Source organism: Shewanella putrefaciens, from assembly GCF_016406325.1.
Classification (GTDB): Bacteria; Pseudomonadota; Gammaproteobacteria; order Enterobacterales; family Shewanellaceae; genus Shewanella; species Shewanella putrefaciens.
Genome location: NZ_CP066370.1, coordinates 429,236 through 454,181, shown reverse-complemented (window position 1 = coordinate 454,181; position 24,946 = coordinate 429,236). Strand labels below are relative to the sequence as shown.

Genomic DNA, 24,946 nt, shown 5'->3' with positions numbered 1-24,946 from the left:
ATAATGATCACAGGAGCAAATATTTATTACGCCTCCACAGGATCACTGAAAAACATACCTTGTCCCATACCGACACCAAGAATTTGTAGTGTTTGCCATTCTTCAAACACCTCCACCCCTTCGGCGCAGACTTGCACTTCGGTACGATATAAACCACCGATCAAACTTCGAATAAATAGCTGATTTTCAGGGCGTAAGTGAATATGCCGAACAATAGAGCGATGGAGTTTAATCATGTCAAAATGACATTCGCGAATATAATAAGTGCCGACCACTTGCTGACCTACGTGATCAACACAGAGCCTTGCCCCCATTTTGCGGATCATATCCAACTTAGGCTGTAACTTGGCTTGATGCTGAATAACGATATCCTCAGAGACCTCAAATATCAGCCTTGGAGTTAAATGGCGATATTCCAACAAAGTCGTTTTTAACCACTGACTAAAGGCACGGCTCGTTAGGGAGTCGAGGCTTAAGTTCACACTATAAATCTGTTTACTATGTCGCTCATCGGCAAGCAACGCTAAAACCCGCTCAATCATTTGCCGCTCGATTTGCGGCATTAATCCACACTTATTGGCCATAGGAATAAAAAGCGTGGCACGAATTAACGCGCCTTGATTATCCCTTGCACGGGTGAAAATTTCCTTATGGTGTTCATTCGCATCTGAATCAATCACGGGTTGGCTAAAAGGAAAAAAGCGCCGCTGAACTAAGGTATTCTCTAAAAAACTGCGCCAACGCACAGAGCCCTTAGCAAACTCCTCATCAATTGCCCCTTTATCGTACATAAACCAATTACTGTTACCCTGTAATTGAGCGGCACGTAAGGCCATATCAGCCTCATCGATCAACTGCGTTGCGTTGTCGCCTGCGGTAAAATAAGCACATCCTAAGTGGAAAAAATTGTCTCGATTATCCACATCCGTTAACGGCTGGCTTAAACACACTTTTAACAGTTTACTGGCAAGTTGATCGGCTTCAATCAAAGAGACTTGGGGTACAACAATGGCAAATTGATTATGGGAACGACGGGCAAAAATACTGTTTGGTAGCGTTTGCAGGATCTGATTAATCCCATTGACAGTTGAATTTAAAAGCTCTTTGGCTACAGACTCACCTTTCGCTTGCTGTAATAAATCGAGATCATCCATCTCTAATAAGTAAATAACCCCATGGGCAACCATACCTTGATTGTGACTTAAAGCATCGAGACGATTATTTAAGAAAAGTCGATTACCAATACGAGTCTCAGCATCTAAAAAGGTATTTGAGCGGATAAATTTATCAAAACGTCCACGCTCTTTTTGCGCATCCTGCAACTCTTCAAGTAATTTTGTCAGTGCACGATTGATTAACCGAGGTTTACCTTTACCTGGGCTCGCCAGTGCTTGCTCATGCTTTCCTTGTAAGATTAAACGGCTCCGTAATGCTAATTCTTCAATCCCATCGAGCTGCTGTGAAAACCATAAATAACCAAAACGCACTAAAACAACAATGGCAAAAATCCCTACCGCGAGGATTAAAAACTCGTACCAACCAACATGATATTGCTCAAAAGGCTGTGGCAAAATGAGTGACATTCGCAGATCGGAATTGGGATCGAGCAGATGGTTATATACCATGGCATTTTGTGTTAACACATTACCTTGATAAGCGAATAGTACTTCCGTTTTCAAGGTCAACTTAAACTCAACGGTATTGTACGCTAACAACAGTGGTGGCAACCAAGAGTCCAATTCCCAACCAGATTGGGCGTGATAATGGTTAACCAACATAGATTCGAGTTCAGTCACTTTTTGCTGCTGAAATTTATAGGTCAGTTGCACAAAACTCATCATGGCACAGAGTAAAAATACAAAAGCAATGGCAGCTAAAGACATCAACCAAAAACTGGTCAATTTTGTAGTTAACATTCGAGTGAATTTCATCGATCCGCTATCCTGCAGAATTATTATAATTATCGGTGCGTATTTAACATTAGCTCAACAAATGTTGCCCCCTGATTATTCAGTAGCATAAGCCAAAAGGCAACTAAGGATAGGCGTATTTACCTACAGCTAAAAACTAAAAAAGAGGCTAATGAGCCTCTTTTTAGATGATTTACCACTTTTTACTTAATCAGCATACTTGGGAAGCGTAGTGATTGCAGCCACTCCCGACTCAATTGCGGCCTGTGCAACGGCACGTGCCACCTGAGGCAATAAACGTGGATCCATAGGTTTTGGTAATACATACTCAGGGCCAAAACTTAATGAACTCACCTTAGGATAGGCCTTAAGTACACTCTCAGGCACGGGTTCTTTGGCTAACTCAGCGATAGCATGTACGGCGGCGATTTTCATTTCATCATTGATGCAAGACGCTCGCACATCTAAAGCACCACGGAAAATAAATGGAAAACACAGTACGTTATTCACCTGATTTGGATAATCGCTGCGACCTGTGCCCATAATCAAATCATTGCGAATGGCATGGGCAAGTGCAGGCTTAATTTCAGGATCTGGATTTGAGCAAGCAAAAATAACCGGCTTGTCAGCCATCATGGCAACTTCTTCTGCGCCAATCACATCTGGACCAGATAAGCCCAAAAAGACATCGGCACCTTTAATTACATCTTGTAAAGTGCGTTTATCGGTATCATTGGCAAATAATGCTTTATATTCATTAAGATCGGTACGACCAGAATGGATAACGCCTTTAGTGTCTAACATATAAATGTTGGCGCGATTAGCACCACACTTGACTAACATCGTCATACAAGCAATAGCAGCAGCACCTGCACCCATACACACAAAAGTCGCGTCACTTATCAACTTGCCTTGAATTTCCAACGCATTGATCATACCGGCAGCAGTCACAATGGCCGTACCATGCTGATCATCATGGAATACGGGCACTTTACAACGGGCAATTAACTCGCGTTCAATGACAAAGCATTCGGGCGCTTTAATATCTTCGAGGTTAATGCCGCCAAACGTATCTGCAATCGCGGCAACAGTGTTGATAAATTCCTCAGGAGTATTGTGAGTAATTTCAATATCTGTCGAGTCGATATTGGCAAAATGCTTGAATAGTAAAGCTTTACCTTCCATTACAGGCTTTGATGCTAGCGGACCTAAGTTGCCAAGACCAAGAATTGCCGTGCCATTGGTGATCACTGCAACTGTGTTGCCTTTATTGGTGTAACGATATGCATTGTCAGGATTAGCGGCAATTTCACGTACAGGCTCTGCGACACCAGGGCTATATGCTAGGGCGAGATCGTGGCTCGTTTCGGCGGGTTTAGTAAGACAAACGGCGGTTTTACCTGGAACGGGAAATTCATGATAATCGAGTGCTTGTTGACGAATATCTGACATTTTAACATCCTGAAATGCGACATTTATAATAGTATGGGTAAGGCCTAGTCAGCGCAGATGAGTTCATTTTTGAGACATCTGTCGACTTTGTAGGTGAGGGGTAAGATACGCCAATCACAGTAATTTTTAAATAAGAGATTGAGAAATTTCGCCTTTGCGCATCAATCTGACATCTAAGCCCAGTTTTATAAACTTATCTGTACGGATAAGACCTGATTACCTATTTACTTTTTGTAGGAAACAAACTTAAATTTTACTGAAATAATGCGGCTCACAACCATAACTCACAATAAATTTTGGCTAAATTACAATAAAGATAGTGAACTCCACTTATCTTATCGTTAATTGCAATGAATAAGTCGTTTTACCGTGTTAAAGCGTCAGCTTCCACAGTATTGATGATTTTTTAATTGAAGTCATACCAGCGGCTATTACTGTGAAGAGTCATAAATATCAAAAATTGAAAAGCAAAAAGGCGCCGAGGCGCCCTTTCTAGAAACATTGCCGTCGCAATTATTTCTTAGCAAGCACAGCAAAGCGCTTGTTGAATTTGTCGATACGACCGCCTGTATCAACAACTTTTTGTGTACCTGTGTAGAATGGGTGACATGCACCACAAACGTCTAAGTGCAGGTCTTTACCAGCAGTAGAGTTTACTTTGATTACGTTGCCACAAGTACAGTTTGCAGTAATAACTGCGTATTCTGGGTGGATACCTTGTTTCATTGGGGTTACCTCAAAATGTAAGGCCATGTCGCTCTTCCAACCCTTAGTCGGACACCACATGCAGTTAATAACGATATGTTAGGGCGCAGAATGGTACAGTATCGTCACTGCGGATACAAGTAGATTATCTGAGCATTTCACAGATAACTCCGCATGATAATACCGTTGAATCTCGCTCTTATTTACCCGCTTGCTTTGCCTCAAAGATGGCCTTGGCCTCTTTCGCATCTGGGTACTGTGCCAACAGATCTGTTGATGGGCAGTAAAGGGCAGCATCGCCTCTTAACGCGCTGATTTTATTTTTAGCAAACGCCTTGGGATTGGCATCATATATAGCAAGCATGGCGCCATAAACACTTACATTCCATTCGTTCGCATAACGATTTGCAACCCGCCAGAGGGTTTCGCTTGAGTCATAATTGAGCAAACATTCCTTAGTTGGCATCATCTTGGGTGCATTACCAGTCTCTTGATCAGGCTCATCTTTAGAAAATATAAAACCCGTTGTAACGATAGATTCAGAACCCATACTTTTCGTTATAGGGGTTAAATTACTTGATGACACCGCTGGTAAGGACTTAGCTTCTGTTGCCACAATATCCACTTTGTTTAGCCTCACTTCGGAACTAAGCTCTGCAGATTTAACACCTTGAGATATTCTTGTTGAATCCACTGAAGTGGTGTGACTCGCAACGGCAGAAGGCTCCACAAAAAGTGGGATCTTTTTTACCTCATACCAACGATCAACACGATATTCCCTCACCACTAACTGCGCCTTGGGATCTTTGACGTCTTCAACCCCAGTGAGTAACACTAGAAAGCGATTGAGCTCCTGCGCCATCAACTTCTCTTCACCACTTGATTGGCGCAGCACAAATTCAAGCCGTGTAATATCCTGATTATCAGTAATCACATTGAGGCGCATCTTCGGATAAGTCCCCAACTCAAACATCATGTTATTGATACTCACATGGGATACTTGAGCCATCGAAGATGCACTGCAAACTAAGATGAATAGACCTAATGATTTCACGATATTAGCCATCAATTTACTCTCCACTATCCTTAGATAAACCATCATTAGGACTAGCCCTTGCTAGCCGTGCTGAGTACACTAAACCCCATTCTCATTAAGACTTGCCTAGCATATGTCACTGTTTGTCGAAGTTGCGTTACCTGTACCTATGCGGCAAAACTTTAGTTACCGCGTTCCCGAAACCTACCCGCAAACACCACAAATTGGGGTTCGCGTTAAAGTGCCTTTCGGTCGCCAGCAACTTATAGGGTTAGTCACCGCGGTGACTGACACTTGTAGCCTAGAGCCAAAGCAAATAAAAGCGGTTATTGATTTTATTGATGACACGCCATTATTGCCCGAATCCCTTTATAAATTAACTTTATGGGCAGCAAGATATTACTTTTGCAGCCAAGGGCAAATGCTAACTCAAGCCCTCCCTGTCGCATTACGTAAGGGGCTAGATGCCGCACCACAAAAAATCCAATATTGGCAATTAACTGAACTAGGGCAAAATATTGCTCCCGAGATCGTTAAACGCGCTCCCGCGCAGAAAAAACTGCTCGAGTTACTCAAAAAGACTAGCCTAACTCAAGAAGAAGTGATCACTTTCGCGATAAGTAAAACCGCCTTAAAAGCCTTGGAAGATAAAGGTTGGGTTGCTCGTCACGAAAAAATAGCCGAACTTAACCTTGATTGGCGTACCCAATTAGTTCTGGATGAAACACCGCATAGACTCAATAAAGAACAAGCTATTGCCGTGACTATTTTAAATCAGCAACAAGGTTATCATTGCACCTTATTAGAAGGTATTACCGGTTCGGGTAAAACCGAAGTCTATTTGGCCGTACTCGAAGAAATTCTAAAACAAGGCAAACAAGCGCTGATCTTAGTGCCAGAGATTGGCCTAACGCCACAAACCATCAACCGATTTAAACGTCGTTTTAAGGTCAATGTCGCGGTTTTACATTCAGGGTTAACCGATAACCAACGCCTCGAAGCATGGCGTCAAGCACGCTGTGGACAGGCGGCGATCATTATTGGCACACGTTCAGCGTTGTTCACACCTATGGCCTATCCTGGGATTATTATTCTCGATGAAGAACACGACAGCAGTTTCAAGCAGCAGGAAGGCGTCGGTTATCATGCTCGTGATTTAGCGGTTATGCGTGGCCATTTAGAATCAATTCCCGTCATTTTAGGCTCTGCCACACCGTCACTCGAAAGTCTGCAAAATGCCTTGAGTGGTCGCTATGTGCATTTACAACTTGGTGAGCGCGCAGGTGCCGCCAAAAAAGTAAGACAAGGTATTATTGATATTAAAAATCTGCCCCTAAAGGCAGGGATGTCGGCACCACTATTAAATGAAATTAGGCTGCATCTAGATGCAGGAAACCAAGTATTACTGTTTTTAAACCGCCGTGGTTTTGCGCCAGCCCTGCTATGCCACGAGTGTGGGCACTTACATGAGTGCGACCGCTGCGATGCATTTTTTACTGTGCATCAATCCCTTGGTGAAATTTGCTGCCACCATTGTGGTAACCAATATGCCATTCCCAAACAATGTCACAAATGCGGCAGCACTATGCTGATGGGTCAAGGCATAGGCACAGAGCAACTTGCCGAAGCATTACAGCAGGAGTTTCCGAAATATCCTGTGGTGCGCATCGACCGAGATACGACGCGTCTTAAAGGCTCCCTAGAAAGCCATTTAAGTGCGATTCATAAGGGTGAATATAAAATCTTAGTCGGCACTCAAATGTTAGCAAAAGGACACCATTTCCCCGATGTAACCCTTGTTGGGCTATTGGATGTCGATGGGGCCCTATTTAGCGCCGACTTCCGCGCACCTGAGCGTTTTGGGCAACTCTATACTCAAGTCGCAGGGCGTGCGGGCCGCGCCAGTAAACCCGGCACAGTGCTACTACAAACACACCAGAGCGATAACCCCATCTTGCGGGATTTGCTGCACCGCGGTTATGGCGAGTTTGCCCGTAGCCAGTTAAAAGAACGCCAACAGGCACTACTGCCACCAGCATGGCATATGGTACTCGTACGCGCCGAAGCGCATTCTGCCTTGGATGCCGACAGTTTTCTCAATGCCTTTGCAGCACTTTTACCTCAAGATAAAGAGTTTGAGGTAATAGGCCCAATGCCTGCGCCACTGGATAGAAAAGCAGGTAAGTTCCGCCGCCAGTTAATGTTTCAGGCCAAGAATCGCAATCGCCTGCAGCAAGAGTTTGAACGTATTCATCCGCTTGTGGAGTTACTCCCCGAAGCAAAGCGTTGCCGCTGGAGTTTGGATAGGGATCCACAGGATCTGCTATAAATCGATTATTTGATAAAAAATCATCGGGAAGATAGCAATTGTTAACCACAAGCGGCTAAAATATGCGGTTATTCCCTGTATTCACTCTTAAAGTTAGTGCTAATTAATCCATGAAATCACATATCCAATCATTACTTGAACAAACAATCGAATCCTTTAAACAACAAGGTATTTTGCCTGCTGATTTTGAAGCACGCATTCAAGTAGATCGAACCAAGGATAAGAGTCATGGCGACTTGGCAACCAACTTAGCCATGATGCTGACCAAGGTCGCTGGCAAGAATCCACGTGAATTAGCCCAGTTGATCATAGATACCCTACCCGCTTCGGCATTTGTGGCTAAGGTTGAAATCGCAGGTCCAGGCTTTATCAACTTTTTCATCAACGACAGTGCCCTAGCGGATCAACTGCAAAATGCGGTTAACGATGAACATTTAGGTATTAAGTTACCGACACCGCAAACTGTAGTGGTCGATTACTCTTCCCCCAACCTCGCCAAAGAAATGCACGTAGGTCACTTACGTTCAACCATCATTGGTGACAGTGTTGTGCGTGCGCTGGAATTTCTGGGCCACAAGGTGATTCGCCAAAACCATGTGGGCGATTGGGGTACACAATTTGGTATGTTGCTGGCCTATATGGAAGAGCTGCGCGCCAAAAATGGTGAGCAGGCTCATCTTGAGCTGTCTGATCTTGAAACCTTCTACCGTGCCGCTAAACTGCGTTTCGATGAATCAGCAGAATTTGCCACCCGCGCTCGTCAGTTAGTGGTTGAGTTGCAATCGGGCGACGAGTATTGCAACAAACTGTGGCGCGAGTTTAACGATATTTCGTTAAGCCACTGCCATGAAGTCTACGCCCGTTTAGGTGTGAGCCTAACCCGCGCCGATGTGCACGGAGAAAGTGCCTATAACGCCGACCTCGAACAAGTGGTGAAAGATTTAGATGCCCAAGGTTTATTAACCGAAAGCAACGGCGCCAAAGTGGTATTCCAAGAAGCCTTCCGCAATAAAGAAGGTGAGCCACTGCCTGTGATCATCCAAAAAGCCGATGGGGGCTATTTGTATGCCACCTCAGATCTCGCGGCAATGCGCTACCGCTCTAACGTGTTAAAAGCCGATCGCGTACTGTATTTTGTTGACCTACGTCAGGCGCTGCATTTCCAACAAGTTTTTAGCCTCGCCAAGCTAGCTAAATTTGTTCGTGAAGATATGTCATTGGAACACTTAGGTTTTGGCACTATGAACGGCGAAGATGGCCGTCCATTTAAAACCCGTAGCGGCGGCGTTGTGAAGTTAGTTGACCTGTTAGAAGAAGCCAATGTGCGCGCGCTAGAACTCGTTCGCAGCAAAAATCCTGATATGGATGAGGAAACGCTGGCAGAAATCGCCCGTGTTGTAGGAATAAGCGCAGTTAAATACGCCGACTTATCGAAAAACCGCACCAGTGATTACATCTTCAGCTTTGAACAAATGCTCAGCTTCGAAGGCAATACTGCACCTTACCTGTTATACGCTTATACCCGTGTTGCGGGCATATTCAAGCGAGTCACTGGTCTGGATCTCAGCCAAGCTAAAATCGTGCTTGAGCATGAAAAAGAGAAAGATCTCGGTAACAAATTGGCTCAGTTTGGCGAAATCCTTAATCGTGTTGTCGATAAAGGCCAGCCGCACGTATTGTGTGCCTACCTATATGAGTTAGCAGGCGCTTTCTCTAGTTTCTATGAGGCTTGCCCTGTACTTGCCGCCGATAACGATGAGCAAAAAAATAGCCGGTTACTGTTGTCACAGTTGACTGCTCGCACCCTACAAAAGGGACTCAATCTGCTAGGTATCGAAACCCTAGAACGGATGTAAGCTATGAGCCATCGCGACTATGCCAACAGAAGACCGCAATCGGGCGCTAAACCGCGCCCGATCCGCGCAACCCGAGCTCGGCCAGTTCAAAAGTCTGTACCGCGTAAGAAGTACCCTGTCGCACTGATCCTGTTTGTCATCCTTGCCGTGGGGTGTTTTAGCTATTTTCTGTGGAGTATCAAAGATACAGCAAAACAGCAAACGACAACCACAACACCTAAAACAGAGAGTCGTGTTAAGGTTAAAGAAACTTCAACGCTAACCCCAAAAGTGAAAGAAGCGCAAGTGCAGGAAGAACGTCAAGCTGTGACTCTTCCGGTAGAAAAACAAGAGGTAACACCTAAAGTCGATCCTAATGCGCTGCCACCAAAACCTAAGGAAGAGTGGACCTATCTTAACGAGTTAGAAAACAAGCATGTTGAGGTTGATATTCCTGACGTTGTTAGCACACGAGCACCGCAACAATATCAATTACAGTGTGCGTCATTCCGTCAGGAGTCCCAAGCCAATCAAATGAAAGCCGTCATCGCTTTTCAAGGGTTGGAGGCGCAGGTAAGGCAAATTGAAGGGACAACAGGCACTTGGTATAAGGTATCCTTAGGACCATATACCACCAAACGTGATGCAGAACGTAAACGCCATGTGTTGCAAAATGCAGGCATTAACGGTTGCCAGATTTTAGCCGTTCCTAAATAACCCAGTCGTAACCACAAATTAGCGGTCAGTTTTTAGAACTCACCGCTATTTTTATCCCTGCACCTTATTGATTAAAATTCACCACACAGCCAAGTCTCCGCCCTTAAATATACGTTTTTATCATTTATCCACTAACACCTCTTTTTGTATAACCCTCTATTTATAAATTGAAAATCAGTTTATTAACAAAGGTTAATACACAGTTAATTTGACCTAGATCAAAGTTAGGCGTATCCCTTAATCAACGGCAAAAAGTTATTTCCGTATGAATAACCAACCTAAAGGTGAAGTAATATGAACGCATTGATAGAGATTGAAGCCAATGAATTTAGTCAACTGTTTAAGGATGGTGACACGTTAGGCATTAGAATGTTTATGGAGCATGTAAACATGCCTTTAGATGTCCAAGATAAAATTTACGATGAAATCTCTGCATTACCCCAACTTGAGCAAAACGCAATTGCTCAGCTCATTGAAACTCACTCACACTCTCAAATTTCTGAGCGTTTAGCATACTAAGAATATGAGATCTCGATAGCGGTATTAAGCAAATATTGGCAAGCTAACGACTCATGCAATAGCTCGGCTTAAATCGAACAGCCATAAAACCTACAATTTTAGCTAACCCCCCATGATAATGCTCAAAAATAAGGCCAAATACTGTGTATTTGGCCTTAGGTATAGACTTATAAATCAACACGGCAGGGATTATTTATCCTTTAAGCCTGCTTCTTTTAATCCTATGCTATTCATCCAGTAATCAAAATCCACCATATTGCCTGGCAATACCACACGAGTATTTTTTTGGCTCAGGCCATCAAGCTGTTTCATATACTGTTCACCGAGTTGCATCCTCAGCGCGTTATGACCACCGGGGGCAGAAATCACCGAGGCAAGCCGTTCAATTGACTCTGCAGTTGCGCGAGATAAGGTTAATATCTCCTCAGCCTTACCTTCGGCCTCGTTAATACGGCGCTGCATTTCCCCTTCTGAGCGGTTAACTGTTTCAGCCTTAACCCCTTCTGAGCGGTTAATCTTACTCTGCTTGTCGCCTTCACTCTTAGCAAGTAATGCTCTACGCTCACGTTCAGCATTCACTTGCATTTCCATTGCATTTTTAACAGTTTCTGGTGGCGTGATATTTTTTATCTCATAGCGGTGTACACGGATACCCCATATAGCGCCAGCTTGATCAAGCACTTCGACGACCTTAGCCGAAATCACATCACGCTCTTCGAACGTACGATCTAAATCTAAGGTGCCAATCACTGAACGAGTTGTTGTTTGCGCTAATTGGATAGCTGCATAACGATAGTCAGTAATGCCATAACTCGCCTTAACAGGGTCAGTTACAGAAATATAAATTACACCATCAACTTCGACGTTCACCTCATCGCTAGAGAAGCATTCCTGTGGTGGAACATCAATCGTTTCTTCTTTTAAGTCATGGATATAAGCCACTTTATCCACAAAGGGGATCAAGGTATGAAATCCCGCATCTAGGGTGGAGTGGTACTTACCCAAACGCTCAACAATGTAGGCTGACTTAGTTGGTACTAAGCGAATCGATTGGAAAAGTTTAATAACAAAAATGGCAAAAATAAGACCCCAAATGGCCATCACAGCAAGATCAGTATCGAATGGGATATTCATTAACGCGCTCCTTTACTTACTGTATTTTGACCACTCATAGTGTGAGTGACCTGCTCCATGCCCTCGAAGAAACCTTCGAGCTTCGCCATTTCGGCGGGGACTACCGATACTTGTGCATCATTAAGTATCTTGCCAACTTGAGCGATAAACTGCTCTTTTAACAACATATTCATCGCATCAGTACCACCATTAACCGCTAATGCTTGAGAGATCATTGCCATCCCCTCTGATTTCGCCTTAGCAATGATAGCAATCTCCTGTCCCGTACCTTTGGCTTCATTAATCCGTTTCTGTTTTTGCCCTTCAGAAAGGTTAATGGCCTCTTGACGCTCACCTTCGGACATATTGATCATTGCCGCTTTTTCCGCATTGGCTAAGGTGATTTCAGCGCGTTTGCGACGCTCGGCTTCCATTTGCTTTTCTAGGGTATGGATCACATGGCGTGATGGGGTAATATTACGAATTTCATAACGTAATACTTTGATCCCCCAAGGCTCAGAAGCCTTATCAATCTCGCGTACTATGGATTCATTCAAACTATCACGCTCAGAAAAAGTTTCACTTAAGGTTAACTTACCAATTTCAGAACGCATCGTTGTCTGAGCGAGGTTTACCGCTGCTTTACGGTAGTTTTCAATACCATAACTCGCCAGTTTTCCATCCATTACCTTAAGATAAACAAGACCATCCACCTCAAGCTGAGTATTATCCTTAGAAATACAACTTTGTGGTGGCACATCAAGCACTTGCTCACGGGTATCGTGACGATAGGCGACACGGTCAAAAAACGGGATTAGAAAATGAAAACCCGGTTGCAATACAGTACGAAACTTCCCTAATCGCTCAATAACGTGAACTTCACGCATTGGCACTATTAGCATTAGTTTGTAGAGAATAAATAAAACAAATAAAATAATTAAGGTAAACAGAAACATAGACTCATCCTTTAGTTTTGAGACGTTGCCTGAGTAACAGGCTCAACCACTAGGGCAATGTTTTCTCGGCAGATAATTCGAACTTCACAACCCACGGCAATAATACTGCCATCGCCAAGAGCAGGCCATTCGCTCCCTTGAAACTCAACCCGCCCCGTTGTTTGTCCGGGACCGATAGTTTGTTTTACACGAGCAATTTGATTGTAGATGTCGAGTTCTTCATCGGTATTATCGACATGTGAATCGCCCCCTACCAGTCTTTGGGTTAACTGCCGAAAGCTCAACAACAAAACAATCGCGGAAATAAACCACAATGTCATACTCTGCACTATGCCTTCCACTAACCCGATACCCAATGCGCCAGCAACAACCAAACAGGCAGCTCCCAGCAATATCACTATACCACCCGGAACAATGAGTTCGGCTAACATCAAGATAATACCAATAACTGACCACATTAAAATTGGATTTGAAAGCTCCATATCCCCCCCCTAAAATGAGAGTGCCCGTTGCAGCACTATAGCAGTAGACACATCAATGTGCGACATAATATGTCAAAATTTACGTTAAATATGAGCCGCTATAGATATCACACTGTCAAAAAATACCGCGATGAAATTTATCAAATCACTTCTTTAGTTGTTTTAAAATTAAGCATAATCAATTCAAAAAGATAGCTATCATTTAAGTAAACGGATGTCACTTAAAACATAAAAACACTAAAAATCAACTAATTAAACCATTTTAATTACTGATTTTGATTATGTGATTTTGACAACAACATTAGATAAAAACTTTGAATAAATGTGAATTTTTGCATATATTGCCCGCACTTTTTATCTAGACCTTTGACCCGCAGCAACCGCAGTGTTTGACCTTACCCATCAAACTGTGCCGACGTCAGAGCGAGGATTGAGTACAACACTATTTAGCCTCTACCTCTACAACAGGAAATAACAATGAAAAAAACATGCCTATGTCTAGCATTAATGCTTTCTCCTCAAGCATTTGCGGGTGACTTAGTACAGTGGTGGGATTTCAGCGCTACAGCCCTTTATGGCGAAGACTACGATTTAGCGCCATCAGACAAACAAGCCACTATTACCTTAGAAACTGCAGGCGGTTGGAAATACGGAGATTGGTTTGCCTTCCAAGACTTTATCTATTTCAAAGGCAACCACACGGGCATGGATAGCACCACCTATGGTGAAATTTCCCCACGCTTTAGTGCGAGTAAAATTCTTGGCGAGAAAATCGCTTTTGGTCCAGTGACCGATTTATCTTTAGCCCTAACCTATGAAGAAGGCGAAGGCCCAGTTCATAGCCTGCTTTATGGTCTAGGCGTTGATGTCGCCGTACCTTATTTCACTTACCTTAACTTTAATACTTACCGTCGCGATGCAATGAGCACGGGCAACAATAGTGATGGTTGGCAGTTCACCCCAGTATTTCGCATCGATATTCCCGTTGGTTCAGCCAACATAGTGCTCGATGGCTTTATCGATTGGGTGTTTGCGACAGACAAGGATGGTTATGAAGAGAACTTCCACTTCAACCCACAATTAAAATACGACCTAGGTAAGAGTCTATTCGGTGAACATAAAGCCAATAAACTGTTGGTAGGTATCGAATACGATCTGTGGACCAATAAATACGGCGTAAAAGGTGTAGATCAAGACACTTATTCTGTGATTGCTCAATACCACTTCTAAGCTGTATTAGCGCCGTTTTTAAGCCATAAAAAAGGTGCCATTGGCACCTTTTTCATTTTAATCACTCACTTTGCAGGGGAGTGTTACTTAGCTTAATCCAAACTAGGCTAATAATTTTTTCGCGGCAGCAACCACGATAGAAACCGCACTGACTTCCGTTTTCTTCATCGTGGCTTCATCAGGAATTTCTTGCTGAGTACGGTTTACAATCACACCCGCCACACAGGCAGCACGCCAACCTTGAGTTGCACACATAGTAAACAGCGTCGCAGACTCCATTTCATAATTCAGTACGCCCATTTCCTGCCATTCTTTCATTGAACCAGCAAAACGGCGCGTAACACGGCCTGTAACAGTGTCATAGCGCTCTTGACCTGGATAGAAAGTATCTGAAGATGCCGTCACACCAATATGTGGCTCTACACCCGCATCGCGACATGCGGCAACCATGGCCGTAGTACATTCAAAGTTGGCAACCGCAGGAAACTCCATAGGCGCAAAATGCAAGCTAGCACCATCTAAACGCACAGATGCTTGGGTCACAATCACATCACCCACATTCACATGGGGTTGAATTGCACCTGTTGTTCCTACACGCAGGAAGGTGTTTACACCTAGCTGAGCTAATTCCTCAACGGCGATAGATGTCGACGGACCACCGATACCGGTTGAGCAGATAACAACAGGCTTACCATCGGCATACGCTAAATAGCTTGTATACTCGCGGTGGCTTGCAAGAAAAGTCGCATTGTCCATTAACTCAGCAATACGTTTTACACGCTCTGGATCGCCTGGCACGATTGCCAAGGTTGCACCATCGAGCATTGCTTTGGTCAAACCTAAATGAAATACATCAGCCATTGTGAAAACCCCTTTCATTTTTGATAATTAAATTCTTATAAAATCGACTTTAACCTAGTATCGAAGCGATGAAGGTTAACTTGATCACAGAATTATCGGCAAGAAGTAATTGTCTATTCGTAATGTAATTACCAAAACGCTTACAGTCTGATCACAAAGATAGCAAATCTTCCTCAATTCTGGATGAATGTCTGATTTATGTAAAACAAAGTGTGAACCAGATCTAACTTACGCGCTATAGACTACAATTATGATTTTAGAGCGTGCAGGCATCTAGGGATATTTTCACCGTGATTTGACGTTCTTTATATACGAATCTACACATAAGTTTGCTGATTTAACGAAATGTCGGCGATATGAACGTGAAAATATCAATAAAGCCCTTACCATTGGATTGATAGCAGATAAACATAAATCCCCCTTTAGTATGAGCCGAAAGGCAAATGAATATTGATCTAAGTCACAATTCAACCAGCTACATAAGGTTAGGGTTAAAGAGAACAAGACATATAGTAAAACGACAAGGAGAAAGCCAATGTTTCCAGAGTACAGAGAGCTCATTTCCACCCTAAAAAATCAAGATGCCCATTTTCAGCGTAAATTCAATGAGCACAATCAGTTAGATGAAGAAATAAAACAACTGGAAAAACGTGTCGGCAGTGATTTCAATCCTGCGGTGAAAGAACTCAAAAGCAGAAAGCTACATCTAAAAGAAGAGATCTATCAAATCCTTAAATCCCATAACTAGCCTTGTTCGCTAAGTTAACAATAAGGGCGCCTAAGCGCCCTTTTTAATTCTATTTCAAAAGCTTATAAATAATAATCTTTCAGCGGTGGAAAACCATTAAAACATACCGCTGAATAAGTGGTGGTATAAGCCCCTGCGGTTAACCAATACATACGATCACCAATGGCTAAGTCATTCGGTAAACCATAGCTGTAGTGCTCATACATAATATCGGCACTGTCACAGGTTGGCCCAGCAATGACACATTTATCCAACTCACCCTTTTTCTCGGTATAAATTGGAAACTTAATCGCCTCGTCCATGGTTTCAATTAAACCCGAGAACTTGCCCACATCGGTAAACACCCAACGCTCTAAGGCTGTGTAGGATTTTTTACTGATCAGCACCACTTCAGACACTAAAATGCCCGCATTAGAAATCAATGAACGGCCCGGCTCCAGAATAATTTGCGGTAAATCATCACCAAAATCTTCCTTCAGGAAGTGAGTGATCTGCTCGGCATACACACCCAACTGATTGGTTTTATCAATATAGTTAGCAGGAAAACCACCACCCATATTGATCATTTTCAGCGTGATATTGTGCTCATCGCGCAGACGGTCAAAAATGCTTTTCACTTTGCCAATCGCAGAATCCCAAGCGCCGATATCGCGCTGCTGTGAACCCACATGGAATGAAATACCATAGGGTTCTAATCCGAGTTCCTGCGCCAATACCAATAGCTCATAGGCCATCTCATTTTGGCAGCCGAATTTACGGGATAACGGCCAATCGGCAGTGTCTGTCCCTTCGGTTAGAATGCGGACATAAATGCGAGAACCTGGTGCTTCTTCGGCGATCATGCGTAAATCGGCTTCTGAGTCAGATGCATACATACGCACGCCACGCTCATAAAATGCTCGCACATCTTGGCGTTTCTTAATGGTATTGCCGTAACTCACACGGTCGGCAGTAACACCGACATTCATGACCATATCTAGCTCATAGATCGAGGCGATATCAAAGTTGGACCCTTTATCTTTTAATAAAGATAAGATCTCGGCCGCAGGGTTTGCCTTGACTGCATAATAAACGTTGGCATAAGGAAAACTATTAACCATGTCATCGTATTGTTTCGCAATGATACTGGTATCGATCACCACGAACGGGGTTGCTTTGTCTTTGGCAAACGCTTCAATACGTTTGAATGTGTCCATATCATAATAATCAGCAACATCAATAGATTGAAATTGGCTCATTGGGCCAGAGTCTCCTTTGGGTCAGGTCATAAAAAGTGGGTATGAGTCTTAAAAACGTGCGCAGTAAACGATATTTTTCCATTTTACGCAACGAATTTTTATGCTGAATAACTAACTTTTTATGCCATTTAATTTTAAGGGGATATGTCATCCAAAAAAGTATTTGTAAAACAGATGATTATGCATGCAAACCCGAAGTGAAATTTGCACCTATTTGGAGAATAAAAAGTGAATTTTTTACGATGTACTTAAATCAGGGATGGATAAGCGAGAATATCCATCCCTAACAAGCCTACTCAAGTGGACTATTTGAAGATGACAAAACCGCGACGCAGTGAGCCAATCACTGTGTCACATTTATTTTTGTGAGCGCTTGGCTCAATGCTTCACTGGAATCAAAATAAGCGATATCGAGAATATTGCGGTGATCAAGCAAAATCATCGTCGCCATATCCTTTGTGTCTGGCAGCATTTGGCTTATCTCACCTTCTCTATCTAGACCGATTGAAAAAGGTAATTCCTTCATTTGCGGTACCGCCACAAACTTAGCAATTAAAGAAGGCATACCACTAATATCAGCGACATAAACTAAGTGATTGGGAAACTGTGTTTCACTTAACGGTTGTAGCGTTTCTTTAATAATATCACCACCTTTCATACTGCGGCTAAAGAGTACTACACGGGTATCATCGGTGACTTCAATTGATTTATCATGCTGATCAACCAATGAAATAGGATTGATAGTATCCCCAGTTACATAACTAGCAGCAAATGCCCATATTGGGGTTAATAGGCAAGACACACATAACAACAGCGTTTTCATAAACACTCAACTCCATATTTGGATAGATGAACAGCATACCCGACTCCCCCTATTGGCTCATTAAAGCAACTGCGATTACATGATACGCTTCACAATGTATGACAGCTAAGCATGGAATAACCTTTTTAGGTTATACTCATACGATTAAATTTATTACAAGGATATCAAAATGATAGCACCAGGACTGGATCAAGAATTACAGCAATTACAGGGCGTTTATCAACTGATCACTGAGTTTTTAGTCACCTATAGCTTTCAGTTACTTGGTGCTTTATTGATCTTTTTATTAGGTTTATGGGTTGCGAGTAAAGTCTCCCGTTTAGTCGCCAAACAGTTTGAAAAACACAATATTGATATCACCCTTAGCAACTTTGTCAGTAATCTTATTCGGATTCTGATCATTGTTATGGTGGGGATTATCGCCCTAGGCAAAATCGGTATTAGTGTTACTCCAATGGTGGCAGCTATTGGTGCGGCCTCTTTAGGTGCAGGCTTAGCTTTGCAGGGCATGTTATCCAACTACGCTGCAGGCGTAACTATTATCGTAACCAGACCGTTTGTAGTCGGAAATACTATTGAAATTAAAGGCGAAAGTGGTGTTGTTAAGCGTATTAATTTAGGAATGACGATACTGACGAATGAAGAAGGTGAGCAAATCAGTATCCCGAATAAACATATCGTCGGTGAGATCCTACATAACTCTTTTAGCAATAAACTGGTCGAAACCCAGTTTAATCTCAGTTACAGCACAGATCCTGAGCATGCAATCGCAGTGATTACAAGCCAACTCACTAATAACCCTTATGTTCATCAGGAAACGACACCTAATATCGGCATAAACGGTTTTAACGCGGTAGGAATTGAAATGGGGGTGCGTTACTGGGTGCCAACCCAGAGCTATTTTCAGCATAAATATAAGGTCAATCTTGATTTATATCATGCACTTAAAAACGCAGGAATTGAGATAGCTTGCCCAATGAAAGAAATTCACTTACAAAATAAATAGCCCAAAATCATAGGTCTAAATCATTCAATTGGTCGACCTTAGTTAAACAGTAAACTTGCATTTTAGTGATAATCCAAGTTTACTGTGACTCCAAATATCGATAGTGACGGACTACTATGTTGTTGATACTCATAATTATTGCGTTTGTTGTATTGTTTATTGTTTTTGCTAAATATCAAAAAAAGCAAGCGCAAGCTAAGGCGCTTGCCGCAGGTGAACCTACGGCGCTACTCAATCATGGCCTAACGCTGATTAACCAAGGCGAAGTCAACGCTGGTCTAGATTATATTCAGCAGGCAGCCGATAAAGGCTTAGCCGTTGCCGCCATTGCTATGGCCGAACTTTATTCGGGTCGATTCCCACAAATCCCCGCCGATCCCAAGGCATCTAACGATTGGTATAAAAAAGCCGCCGAAATAGAGCCTCAATATTTACCCATGCTCACACTACCTAATTTGCTCTCTTCGCAGTCGCAAACACTCGATGAGTTAATCGCACAGGTAGAACAGCTCAAACCTAATGCCGAAGCGGGGCAAGCCGAGTTTCAATATGAGCTTGCTTACTTGTATCTAAGCCAGCCCTTTCTCGATCCCGATGCTAGTCAAGCAATTTACTGGTTCGAAAAAGCCGCCGCACAAGAAAACCAAAGAGCCTATTACCATTTAGCCACACTCTACTGGCATGATGAGCGCGTCACTTCGGACTATATCAAAGCACGTGAATACTTTGAGAAATCCGCAGCCGCTGATTATGAATTAGCAAAAGATGATCTAGGGCATATGCTTGCTGCAGGCCAAGGTGGACCTAAAGATTTAGCGCGTGCAGAGGCATTACTTAGCGAGCGCGCCGCAGACGATGATTTCCGCCAGTATTATCTTGGTAAACGTTTCCTCTACGGTGAAGATTTTGCTGTCGACTATGACAAGGCGCGCCATTGGTTAAGCCAATCTGTCGCTAGAGGTAATGACTTCGCTAAGATTGAATTTGCTCATCTTTTACTGAAAGCGCCACAAAATGAGAGTGATTACCAACAGGCTAAAATTGACTTTGAAGAATTCGCACTTAAGTGGAATGAAGACGCACTGCTAGGCCTGGGCAAGATTTATGAGCAAGGTTTAGGCGTGAGTCGCCAACCGATTAAAGCGTTAATGTATTACCAGCTCGCGGCCATGAGCAATAGAGCCGATCACCTAAAAGAATTAGCCAGATTCAGTCAGCAACTAGGCACCTTAGAGATAAGAGAGGCTGAGCGTCTACGTGACAGTTTCTTGCATCAGCATCCAATCCCCGCTGAGCAACAACAATATTTTTATTCCTATAAGGCTGAATCATTTTTAAGTGGTGAAAAACCCACTCAAGAGGCTCTACAAGCGGCAGAAGCTTGGTACATCAAATCGGCAGAGCTAGGTAATGAAATTGCTATGCGGGAACTGGTCAATATTTACGGCGCGGAACAATTAAATAAACCCATACAAATGTTTATTTGGTCTAGTTTATTGCTACGTCATTTTGGTAAATACGGGATGAATAGCGTTCAACGGCTGCATCAAAACACCGCAAAATCATGTTTAACAGAATCCGAACTTGCCTACGCTGAAACTCAAATTGAGACCATAGAAAGCAAACTTGCCCCCTTTATTGAATCCGAAGATTAACCCGCTCAGGTTTGGTCAGATAAAGCTGACCAAACCATCATTTATCTCGTTCGTATAAAACCAAGCGCAAAAGCCACCTTCACACTACAATCTTTATATCGGTCCTAGCTATGATTCTAAATCGTTAAAAAAATAGAACATAGTCCGACTTGCCATAACACCATAAAGAGTAAAGTCGCCCATTCAGATAGGCAAAAAAATGAAGTTGACTGTGATAACTAAGCTGTTAACGATGATTATCTTTTCATCCTTATGTTTGCCCAAAGCAGCAGCCGCAGTATCGCCAATTGTTTGGCAAGCGCACTGCCGCGATAGGAGCCCCATCATTTATTTTGAACAAGGTGAATGTAAAGGCCCCGGTGCCGCGGTGATAAATGAAGTATTCCGCCGCCTAGGACACAGAGTACATTGGACTGATGTTCCATGGGCAAGAACAATCAAAGTTGCAGAGGCTGGTCAGGTTGATCTCATTCCCTCCCATTCAATGACCACAGAACGAGAGTCCTTCCTCGACCCTATGCTACTTGGCTACGACAAACAATATGTCTATTACTACGCGCTGGCGAGTCAACCGACGGCTATTCGGGAGTTCAATGAACTCACCCCTTATATCATTGGAGCATTAAGAGGGACATTTTATAGCACGCAATTCAATGAAAATATGAATCAACTAAAGGTTTCATTTGTTAATACTAACAGCCAGTTAATTAATATGCTCAAAGCGGGCCGTATTGATTTAGCAATTAGCTCTGAGCAACATGAAATGCATATTTTTGCCAATGATCCCATGCTAAAACAGATGGAATATGTCGATATCAGTAAAAATGGCCGCTACTTCAGCATTCCATTAACGTCACCACGACACAAATATGCAAAGCAGGTTCATCAAATCGTCGACCAAATGCGTACCTCGGGTGAAATCACGCGTCTATTTGAATCCTATGGTGTCGAGCCACCACTTAATCTCACTGAATCACCTACCGCCACTCACTAATCAATACTCAAATTAACCCTGTCATCATAGAAACAAAAAGACAATTAGACTCAACTTTATCTTAATTTTGCCCTAATTTGTCTTACTGACTGGCTCAATACGGTAGTTTAAGTCTGTTTATAGTCTAAATCATCTGATTTTTATGGCATTTATTTTGCCTAATCAAGCCATGTTCAATTGTGGCAACCTCTATGACTGCGGGCAAAACCCCAACCCATTTTACGACTCAACCATTAAACCGTGTACTCGGTGAAACCAGTGGCGCTTTTGCCGACTTAGGTACTTTTTTACCTTTAGTGTTAGGGCTTATCGCCCTTAACCAGTTTTCTCCCCAAGGGATATTTTTAGGCTTTGGCGTATTCGCGATAATAAGTGCATTTTTTTACCGCCGCCCTATGCCAGTCCAACCGATGAAAGTCATCGCTGCATTGGTGATCGCCCAAGGCTTAACCCCTGGGATGCTACAGGCCAGTGCCATGTTGATGGGCATTATCCTGTTAATCTTGGCCTTTAGCGGCGCCATCACTTGGCTTGCTAAACAATTATCCCAAGCCGTGAGTGTGGGGATTCAATTGGCGATTGGTCTGCAATTGATGTGGATGGGTGCCAAGATGATGAGCGACTTTTGGCTCCTCGGGCTAGGCGCATTTATCTTGTTATTTGTGAGTAAATTCTTGCCATTACGCTACCTTGCCATGCCACTCGTTATCACCGCAGGCATGATCTGGCAAGCCAATAGCCAAACCGACATGGCCACCAGCCTGAGCATTCCAGCCGTGAGTGCATCTTTACATTTGGCTTGGCCGACACTAAACGAATGGAGCTCGGCCGCGATTTTGCTGGTGTTACCGCAACTGGCGCTCACCTTAACCAATGCGGTGATTGCAACCTCGGTTATGGCGCGGGAAAAATTCCCTGAAGATGCCGCCAAACTTACCCCTAAAAACTTAGCGATTAGCTCTGGGCTGGCGAATCTATTGCTCGCACCTTTTGGTGCTGCGGCCATGTGTCATGGCGCGGGAGGACTCGCGGTGCAGTACCACTTTGGCGCCCGAACTCACCTCGCACCACTGATTTTTGGCGGCACTTGTCTTATCATTGCCCTGTTTTGGGATAACCAAATGGCTTGGCTACTTGGGCTGATCCCAGTAGCGATTCTCGGCAGTTTACTGTCTATCGGTGGATTACAATTAGCCTGGTCAAAACGCCTGCTCGACGGCAAGCCTTTCTGTATCTTTGTGATCTTATCTACCGCCGTGACTTGCCTTGCCATTAACGCGGCGGCAGGGTTGGCCGTGGGAATTATTCTCGAACAAGGTCGCCGCACTTGGGCCATCGCTATGCGCTAATATGGCTTTCTCGCATTGTCACTTCGACGCTATTCCCGTGGTAATACTACGGTGACAATGCAACCTTGCTGCCAAGGTAATGCTGCTTCGGTGGTACAATCTTGGCAGTTTTCAATTTGAATACTCCCGTGATGGCGGGTAACCACATCCTTACAGATCGCCAAACCTAACCCTAAACCTTCATCCTTGGTTGAGGCGAAAGATGCCATCAACTCACTCGCCTGCCCCTGTAGACCTTCACCATTATCAATAACGAATACTCTGATTTCATGCGGCAAATAGTAGATATCAATCCATAACTGCCGCACCCGAGTATCACCACAGGTTTCTAGCGCATCTAGACTATTTTTCACTAGATTGACCCACATTTGGCTTAAACCCACACTATCACCCGTAAGTTCAAATGGCTCGCCCTGTACTCGTACATTCACTTGTACATTAGCCCTATCTAACTCTCGCCGCAGTAAAGCTAAGGCTTCTTTCACCACCACCGTAATATCTAAAGGTTCAGTCTTAGCTTGGCGCCGTTTAAGTAAGCCGCGAATACGATGCACAACCGCTCCTGCGCGAATCGATTGAGCATTAATTTTTCCAAGCACATCATAAAGTTCGGGATTATTTTGCCCAAGCCTTTCCAGTTGTAACATGGCACCTTCACTGTATTGGGTGATGGCTGCTATAGGTTGATTAAGCTCATGGGCAAGGCCTGCGCCAATTTCCCCCAAAATCGCCGCACTTTGTAACCGCTCTAGTTGCAGTGCCTTATCCTTTAGTTGCCGCTCTGTACTGATTAAAAACTCACTCTTCTGGCGAAATTTATATTCAAGCCAAAGGTGATAAATAGTTGAAACAATAAAAATCAGTAACAACACTCCGCCCCATTCTTTATTTTTTTCCATCCATTTATAAACGGTTTGATAAAGCGGTGGTGAAGCCCCTTGTAGTTGTAGTTCTTTGAATAATTCAATGACTTTTAACTGGCTAACGGGCGCTGTCCAGCCCAACGTATCGGCGGTAATCGCAGCCACATGGTCAGGAGGTAAATCAAATAAAGCGCGGGAGATCTGCATAGTAATCCTCGGGGAAACAGTATCTGCCGCAGCAAATGACCAACTGGGATACAACTGGGTACTTACCTCACAGTCATACCCTGCGGGCTTAGTCGGGTGGATCACTCGAAAATCAGCTTTATTAATCAGCCCTGTCTCAATCATTTCTTCTAAGGTACAAAAGGGGGCTATGGCTGCATCGGCGCTACCATCACGCACCTGATAAATCAGCGGTTCTAACGGGAAACCTAAAAAACGCACTTGCCCAAAAAACTGCTCTGGTAAAAAACCCATTTTGTGCAGCAATCCCATGGCTGCTTGATACCCCCCTAAGGCCTGCGGATCGGTTGCGACCACATTTTTACCCCGTAGATCCTGTAGGGTTCGAATTGGGCTATCAGCACGTACAATGATAGTTGCACCTATCGTGAAAGTGCTGCCTTGATGCTTACGGCTCTTCATCGTCGCCAGCCAAGATAGCGGAAAATTATTACTTAAGTGTAAATACTGCCCTGGGTTGGTCACAATAAACTGCAAGTCATGGCTAAGTAAGCCACTACTCATACCATTAAAATCAACTGGGACAACTTCAAAATGGCTATTAGGTACTTGTTCACTGAGATAATCCATCATAGGTTGCCAACGCTGCTTAGCCTGCAATACACCGTGGTTCGCCAGAACACCCACCTTAAATAAGTTCACTTCGGTCGCTTCATCGGCATAGCTCAAACTCACATAGCTCAACCCTAAAAGTAATAAATAACCGATAGCTTTAAACATTAAGCGCATCTCTTTTGCCTGAGTAATACCAAGACCTTAACTGATAAAAAGACACTAAGCTGTGAAATGCCACCAAACTCTCACCCCACTGTAAAATGAATATTGTGATTTAGTGATATACCTCCCAAGACACAGGGTTAATCTTGAGCACTACACCTT

21 protein-coding genes are annotated in these 24,946 nt (G+C 43.5%); 10 read left to right on the top strand and 11 right to left on the bottom strand.

Annotated elements, in window-relative coordinates:
- Positions 1–26 precede the first annotated feature (26 nt).
- The 4 genes from csrD to JEZ96_RS02130 all read right to left on the bottom strand — a co-directional run bounded on the left by csrD (position 27) and on the right by JEZ96_RS02130 (position 5,133).
- Positions 27–1,931 (bottom strand): RNase E specificity factor CsrD, encoded by a 1,905-nt coding sequence (gene csrD / locus JEZ96_RS02145; RefSeq protein ID WP_025008518.1) that lies wholly within the window; start codon positions 1,929–1,931, stop codon positions 27–29.
- 186 nt (positions 1,932–2,117) lie between these two features.
- Complete coding sequence (locus tag JEZ96_RS02140) at positions 2,118–3,362, bottom strand: malic enzyme-like NAD(P)-binding protein (RefSeq protein ID WP_011790858.1); 1,245 nt, start codon at positions 3,360–3,362, stop codon at positions 2,118–2,120.
- Between the two features lie 513 nt (positions 3,363–3,875).
- Positions 3,876–4,088, bottom strand: a complete 213-nt coding sequence (gene rpmE, locus JEZ96_RS02135) for a 50S ribosomal protein L31 (protein WP_011790859.1) — start codon at positions 4,086–4,088, stop codon at positions 3,876–3,878.
- A 178-nt stretch (positions 4,089–4,266) separates the two neighbouring features.
- Entirely contained in the window at positions 4,267–5,133 is an 867-nt protein-coding gene (locus JEZ96_RS02130; RefSeq protein ID WP_174520870.1) for a FimV/HubP family polar landmark protein, read from the bottom strand.
- A 103-nt stretch (positions 5,134–5,236) separates the two neighbouring features.
- Between JEZ96_RS02130 and priA the strand changes: the two genes are divergently transcribed.
- From priA to JEZ96_RS02110, 4 genes are all read left to right on the top strand, one after another.
- Complete coding sequence (gene priA, locus JEZ96_RS02125; RefSeq protein ID WP_011790861.1) at positions 5,237–7,432, top strand: primosomal protein N'; 2,196 nt, start codon at positions 5,237–5,239, stop codon at positions 7,430–7,432.
- A gap of 110 nt (positions 7,433–7,542) precedes the next feature.
- Positions 7,543–9,288: an arginine--tRNA ligase gene (gene argS, locus JEZ96_RS02120; protein ID WP_011790862.1), complete on the top strand. Its 1,746-nt coding sequence runs from the start codon at positions 7,543–7,545 to the stop codon at positions 9,286–9,288.
- Between the two features lie 3 nt (positions 9,289–9,291).
- Positions 9,292–9,984 (top strand): SPOR domain-containing protein, encoded by a 693-nt coding sequence (locus JEZ96_RS02115; protein ID WP_025008522.1) that lies wholly within the window; start codon positions 9,292–9,294, stop codon positions 9,982–9,984.
- 294 nt (positions 9,985–10,278) lie between these two features.
- Entirely contained in the window at positions 10,279–10,503 is a 225-nt protein-coding gene (locus JEZ96_RS02110) for a hypothetical protein (protein ID WP_011790864.1), read from the top strand.
- Between the two features lie 189 nt (positions 10,504–10,692).
- On the opposite strand, the gene JEZ96_RS02105 is transcribed toward JEZ96_RS02110, so the two are convergent.
- The 3 genes from JEZ96_RS02105 to JEZ96_RS02095 are packed head-to-tail and all read right to left on the bottom strand — an operon-like array spanning position 10,693 to position 13,054.
- Positions 10,693–11,637, bottom strand: coding sequence for an SPFH domain-containing protein (locus JEZ96_RS02105; protein WP_011790865.1), 945 nt, complete (start codon positions 11,635–11,637; stop codon positions 10,693–10,695).
- Entirely contained in the window at positions 11,637–12,572 is a 936-nt protein-coding gene (locus JEZ96_RS02100; protein WP_011790866.1) for an SPFH domain-containing protein, read from the bottom strand. Before JEZ96_RS02100 ends, JEZ96_RS02105 begins: the two co-directional genes overlap by 1 nt.
- An 11-nt stretch (positions 12,573–12,583) precedes the next feature.
- Positions 12,584–13,054: an NfeD family protein gene (locus tag JEZ96_RS02095; RefSeq protein ID WP_011790867.1), complete on the bottom strand. Its 471-nt coding sequence runs from the start codon at positions 13,052–13,054 to the stop codon at positions 12,584–12,586.
- 477 nt (positions 13,055–13,531) lie between these two features.
- On the opposite strand from JEZ96_RS02095, the gene JEZ96_RS02090 reads away from it, so the two are divergent.
- On the top strand, positions 13,532–14,284 hold the full coding sequence (locus JEZ96_RS02090; RefSeq protein WP_011790868.1) for an outer membrane protein OmpK: 753 nt from the start codon (positions 13,532–13,534) through the stop codon (positions 14,282–14,284).
- Positions 14,285–14,386: 102 nt separating this feature from the next.
- On the opposite strand, the gene udp is transcribed toward JEZ96_RS02090, so the two are convergent.
- A complete protein-coding gene (udp, locus tag JEZ96_RS02085; RefSeq protein ID WP_011790869.1) occupies positions 14,387–15,145 on the bottom strand; it encodes a uridine phosphorylase in 759 nt (252 codons plus the stop codon).
- Between the two features lie 535 nt (positions 15,146–15,680).
- On the opposite strand from udp, the gene JEZ96_RS02080 reads away from it, so the two are divergent.
- Positions 15,681–15,893 carry a YdcH family protein gene (locus JEZ96_RS02080; RefSeq protein ID WP_011790870.1) on the top strand — a complete coding sequence of 71 codons (213 nt, stop codon included), beginning with the start codon at positions 15,681–15,683 and terminating at the stop codon, positions 15,891–15,893.
- Positions 15,894–15,955: 62 nt separating this feature from the next.
- On the opposite strand, the gene JEZ96_RS02075 is transcribed toward JEZ96_RS02080, so the two are convergent.
- Together JEZ96_RS02075 and JEZ96_RS02070 are read right to left on the bottom strand one after the other, a co-directional pair.
- Positions 15,956–17,131, bottom strand: coding sequence for a type III PLP-dependent enzyme (locus JEZ96_RS02075; RefSeq protein ID WP_011790871.1), 1,176 nt, complete (start codon positions 17,129–17,131; stop codon positions 15,956–15,958).
- 343 nt (positions 17,132–17,474) lie between these two features.
- Positions 17,475–17,954: a hypothetical protein gene (locus JEZ96_RS02070; protein WP_011790872.1), complete on the bottom strand. Its 480-nt coding sequence runs from the start codon at positions 17,952–17,954 to the stop codon at positions 17,475–17,477.
- Between the two features lie 169 nt (positions 17,955–18,123).
- On the opposite strand from JEZ96_RS02070, the gene JEZ96_RS02065 reads away from it, so the two are divergent.
- From JEZ96_RS02065 to JEZ96_RS02050, 4 genes are all read left to right on the top strand, one after another.
- The gene (locus tag JEZ96_RS02065) at positions 18,124–18,960 is read left to right on the top strand and encodes a mechanosensitive ion channel family protein (protein ID WP_011790873.1); all 837 of its coding nucleotides are present in this window, start codon (positions 18,124–18,126) and stop codon (positions 18,958–18,960) included.
- 116 nt (positions 18,961–19,076) lie between these two features.
- Positions 19,077–20,615 (top strand): SEL1-like repeat protein, encoded by a 1,539-nt coding sequence (locus JEZ96_RS02060; RefSeq protein WP_025008523.1) that lies wholly within the window; start codon positions 19,077–19,079, stop codon positions 20,613–20,615.
- Between the two features lie 199 nt (positions 20,616–20,814).
- The gene (locus JEZ96_RS02055; RefSeq protein WP_128090191.1) at positions 20,815–21,609 is read left to right on the top strand and encodes a substrate-binding periplasmic protein; all 795 of its coding nucleotides are present in this window, start codon (positions 20,815–20,817) and stop codon (positions 21,607–21,609) included.
- A gap of 191 nt (positions 21,610–21,800) precedes the next feature.
- Complete coding sequence (locus tag JEZ96_RS02050; RefSeq protein ID WP_011790876.1) at positions 21,801–22,958, top strand: putative sulfate/molybdate transporter; 1,158 nt, start codon at positions 21,801–21,803, stop codon at positions 22,956–22,958.
- A gap of 29 nt (positions 22,959–22,987) precedes the next feature.
- Here the strand turns inward: JEZ96_RS02050 and JEZ96_RS02045 are convergent, their stop codons facing one another.
- Positions 22,988–24,796 carry a sensor histidine kinase gene (locus JEZ96_RS02045; RefSeq protein WP_011790877.1) on the bottom strand — a complete coding sequence of 603 codons (1,809 nt, stop codon included), beginning with the start codon at positions 24,794–24,796 and terminating at the stop codon, positions 22,988–22,990.
- Positions 24,797–24,946: the final 150 nt, after the last annotated feature.

Bases quoted from the DNA above. Each gene is read 5' to 3' on its own strand.
- JEZ96_RS02090 (WP_011790868.1), top strand. From the start codon at position 13,532: ATGAAAAAAACATGCCTATGTCTAGCATTAATGCTTTCTCCTCAAGCA.
- JEZ96_RS02110 (WP_011790864.1), top strand. From the start codon at position 10,279: ATGAACGCATTGATAGAGATTGAAGCCAATGAATTTAGTCAACTGTTT.
- JEZ96_RS02100 (WP_011790866.1), bottom strand. From the start codon at position 12,572: ATGTTTCTGTTTACCTTAATTATTTTATTTGTTTTATTTATTCTCTAC.
- JEZ96_RS02075 (WP_011790871.1), bottom strand. From the start codon at position 17,131: ATGAGCCAATTTCAATCTATTGATGTTGCTGATTATTATGATATGGAC.
- priA (WP_011790861.1), top strand. From the start codon at position 5,237: ATGTCACTGTTTGTCGAAGTTGCGTTACCTGTACCTATGCGGCAAAAC.
- JEZ96_RS02095 (WP_011790867.1), bottom strand. From the start codon at position 13,054: ATGGAGCTTTCAAATCCAATTTTAATGTGGTCAGTTATTGGTATTATC.
- rpmE (WP_011790859.1), bottom strand. From the start codon at position 4,088: ATGAAACAAGGTATCCACCCAGAATACGCAGTTATTACTGCAAACTGT.
- JEZ96_RS02050 (WP_011790876.1), top strand. From the start codon at position 21,801: ATGACTGCGGGCAAAACCCCAACCCATTTTACGACTCAACCATTAAAC.
- JEZ96_RS02140 (WP_011790858.1), bottom strand. From the start codon at position 3,362: ATGTCAGATATTCGTCAACAAGCACTCGATTATCATGAATTTCCCGTT.
- udp (WP_011790869.1), bottom strand. From the start codon at position 15,145: ATGGCTGATGTATTTCATTTAGGTTTGACCAAAGCAATGCTCGATGGT.
- JEZ96_RS02130 (WP_174520870.1), bottom strand. From the start codon at position 5,133: ATGGCTAATATCGTGAAATCATTAGGTCTATTCATCTTAGTTTGCAGT.
- JEZ96_RS02055 (WP_128090191.1), top strand. From the start codon at position 20,815: ATGAAGTTGACTGTGATAACTAAGCTGTTAACGATGATTATCTTTTCA.
- argS (WP_011790862.1), top strand. From the start codon at position 7,543: ATGAAATCACATATCCAATCATTACTTGAACAAACAATCGAATCCTTT.
- JEZ96_RS02065 (WP_011790873.1), top strand. From the start codon at position 18,124: ATGATAGCACCAGGACTGGATCAAGAATTACAGCAATTACAGGGCGTT.
- JEZ96_RS02060 (WP_025008523.1), top strand. From the start codon at position 19,077: ATGTTGTTGATACTCATAATTATTGCGTTTGTTGTATTGTTTATTGTT.
- JEZ96_RS02045 (WP_011790877.1), bottom strand. From the start codon at position 24,796: ATGCGCTTAATGTTTAAAGCTATCGGTTATTTATTACTTTTAGGGTTG.
- JEZ96_RS02105 (WP_011790865.1), bottom strand. From the start codon at position 11,637: ATGAATATCCCATTCGATACTGATCTTGCTGTGATGGCCATTTGGGGT.
- JEZ96_RS02115 (WP_025008522.1), top strand. From the start codon at position 9,292: ATGAGCCATCGCGACTATGCCAACAGAAGACCGCAATCGGGCGCTAAA.
- JEZ96_RS02070 (WP_011790872.1), bottom strand. From the start codon at position 17,954: ATGAAAACGCTGTTGTTATGTGTGTCTTGCCTATTAACCCCAATATGG.
- JEZ96_RS02080 (WP_011790870.1), top strand. From the start codon at position 15,681: ATGTTTCCAGAGTACAGAGAGCTCATTTCCACCCTAAAAAATCAAGAT.
- csrD (WP_025008518.1), bottom strand. From the start codon at position 1,931: ATGAAATTCACTCGAATGTTAACTACAAAATTGACCAGTTTTTGGTTG.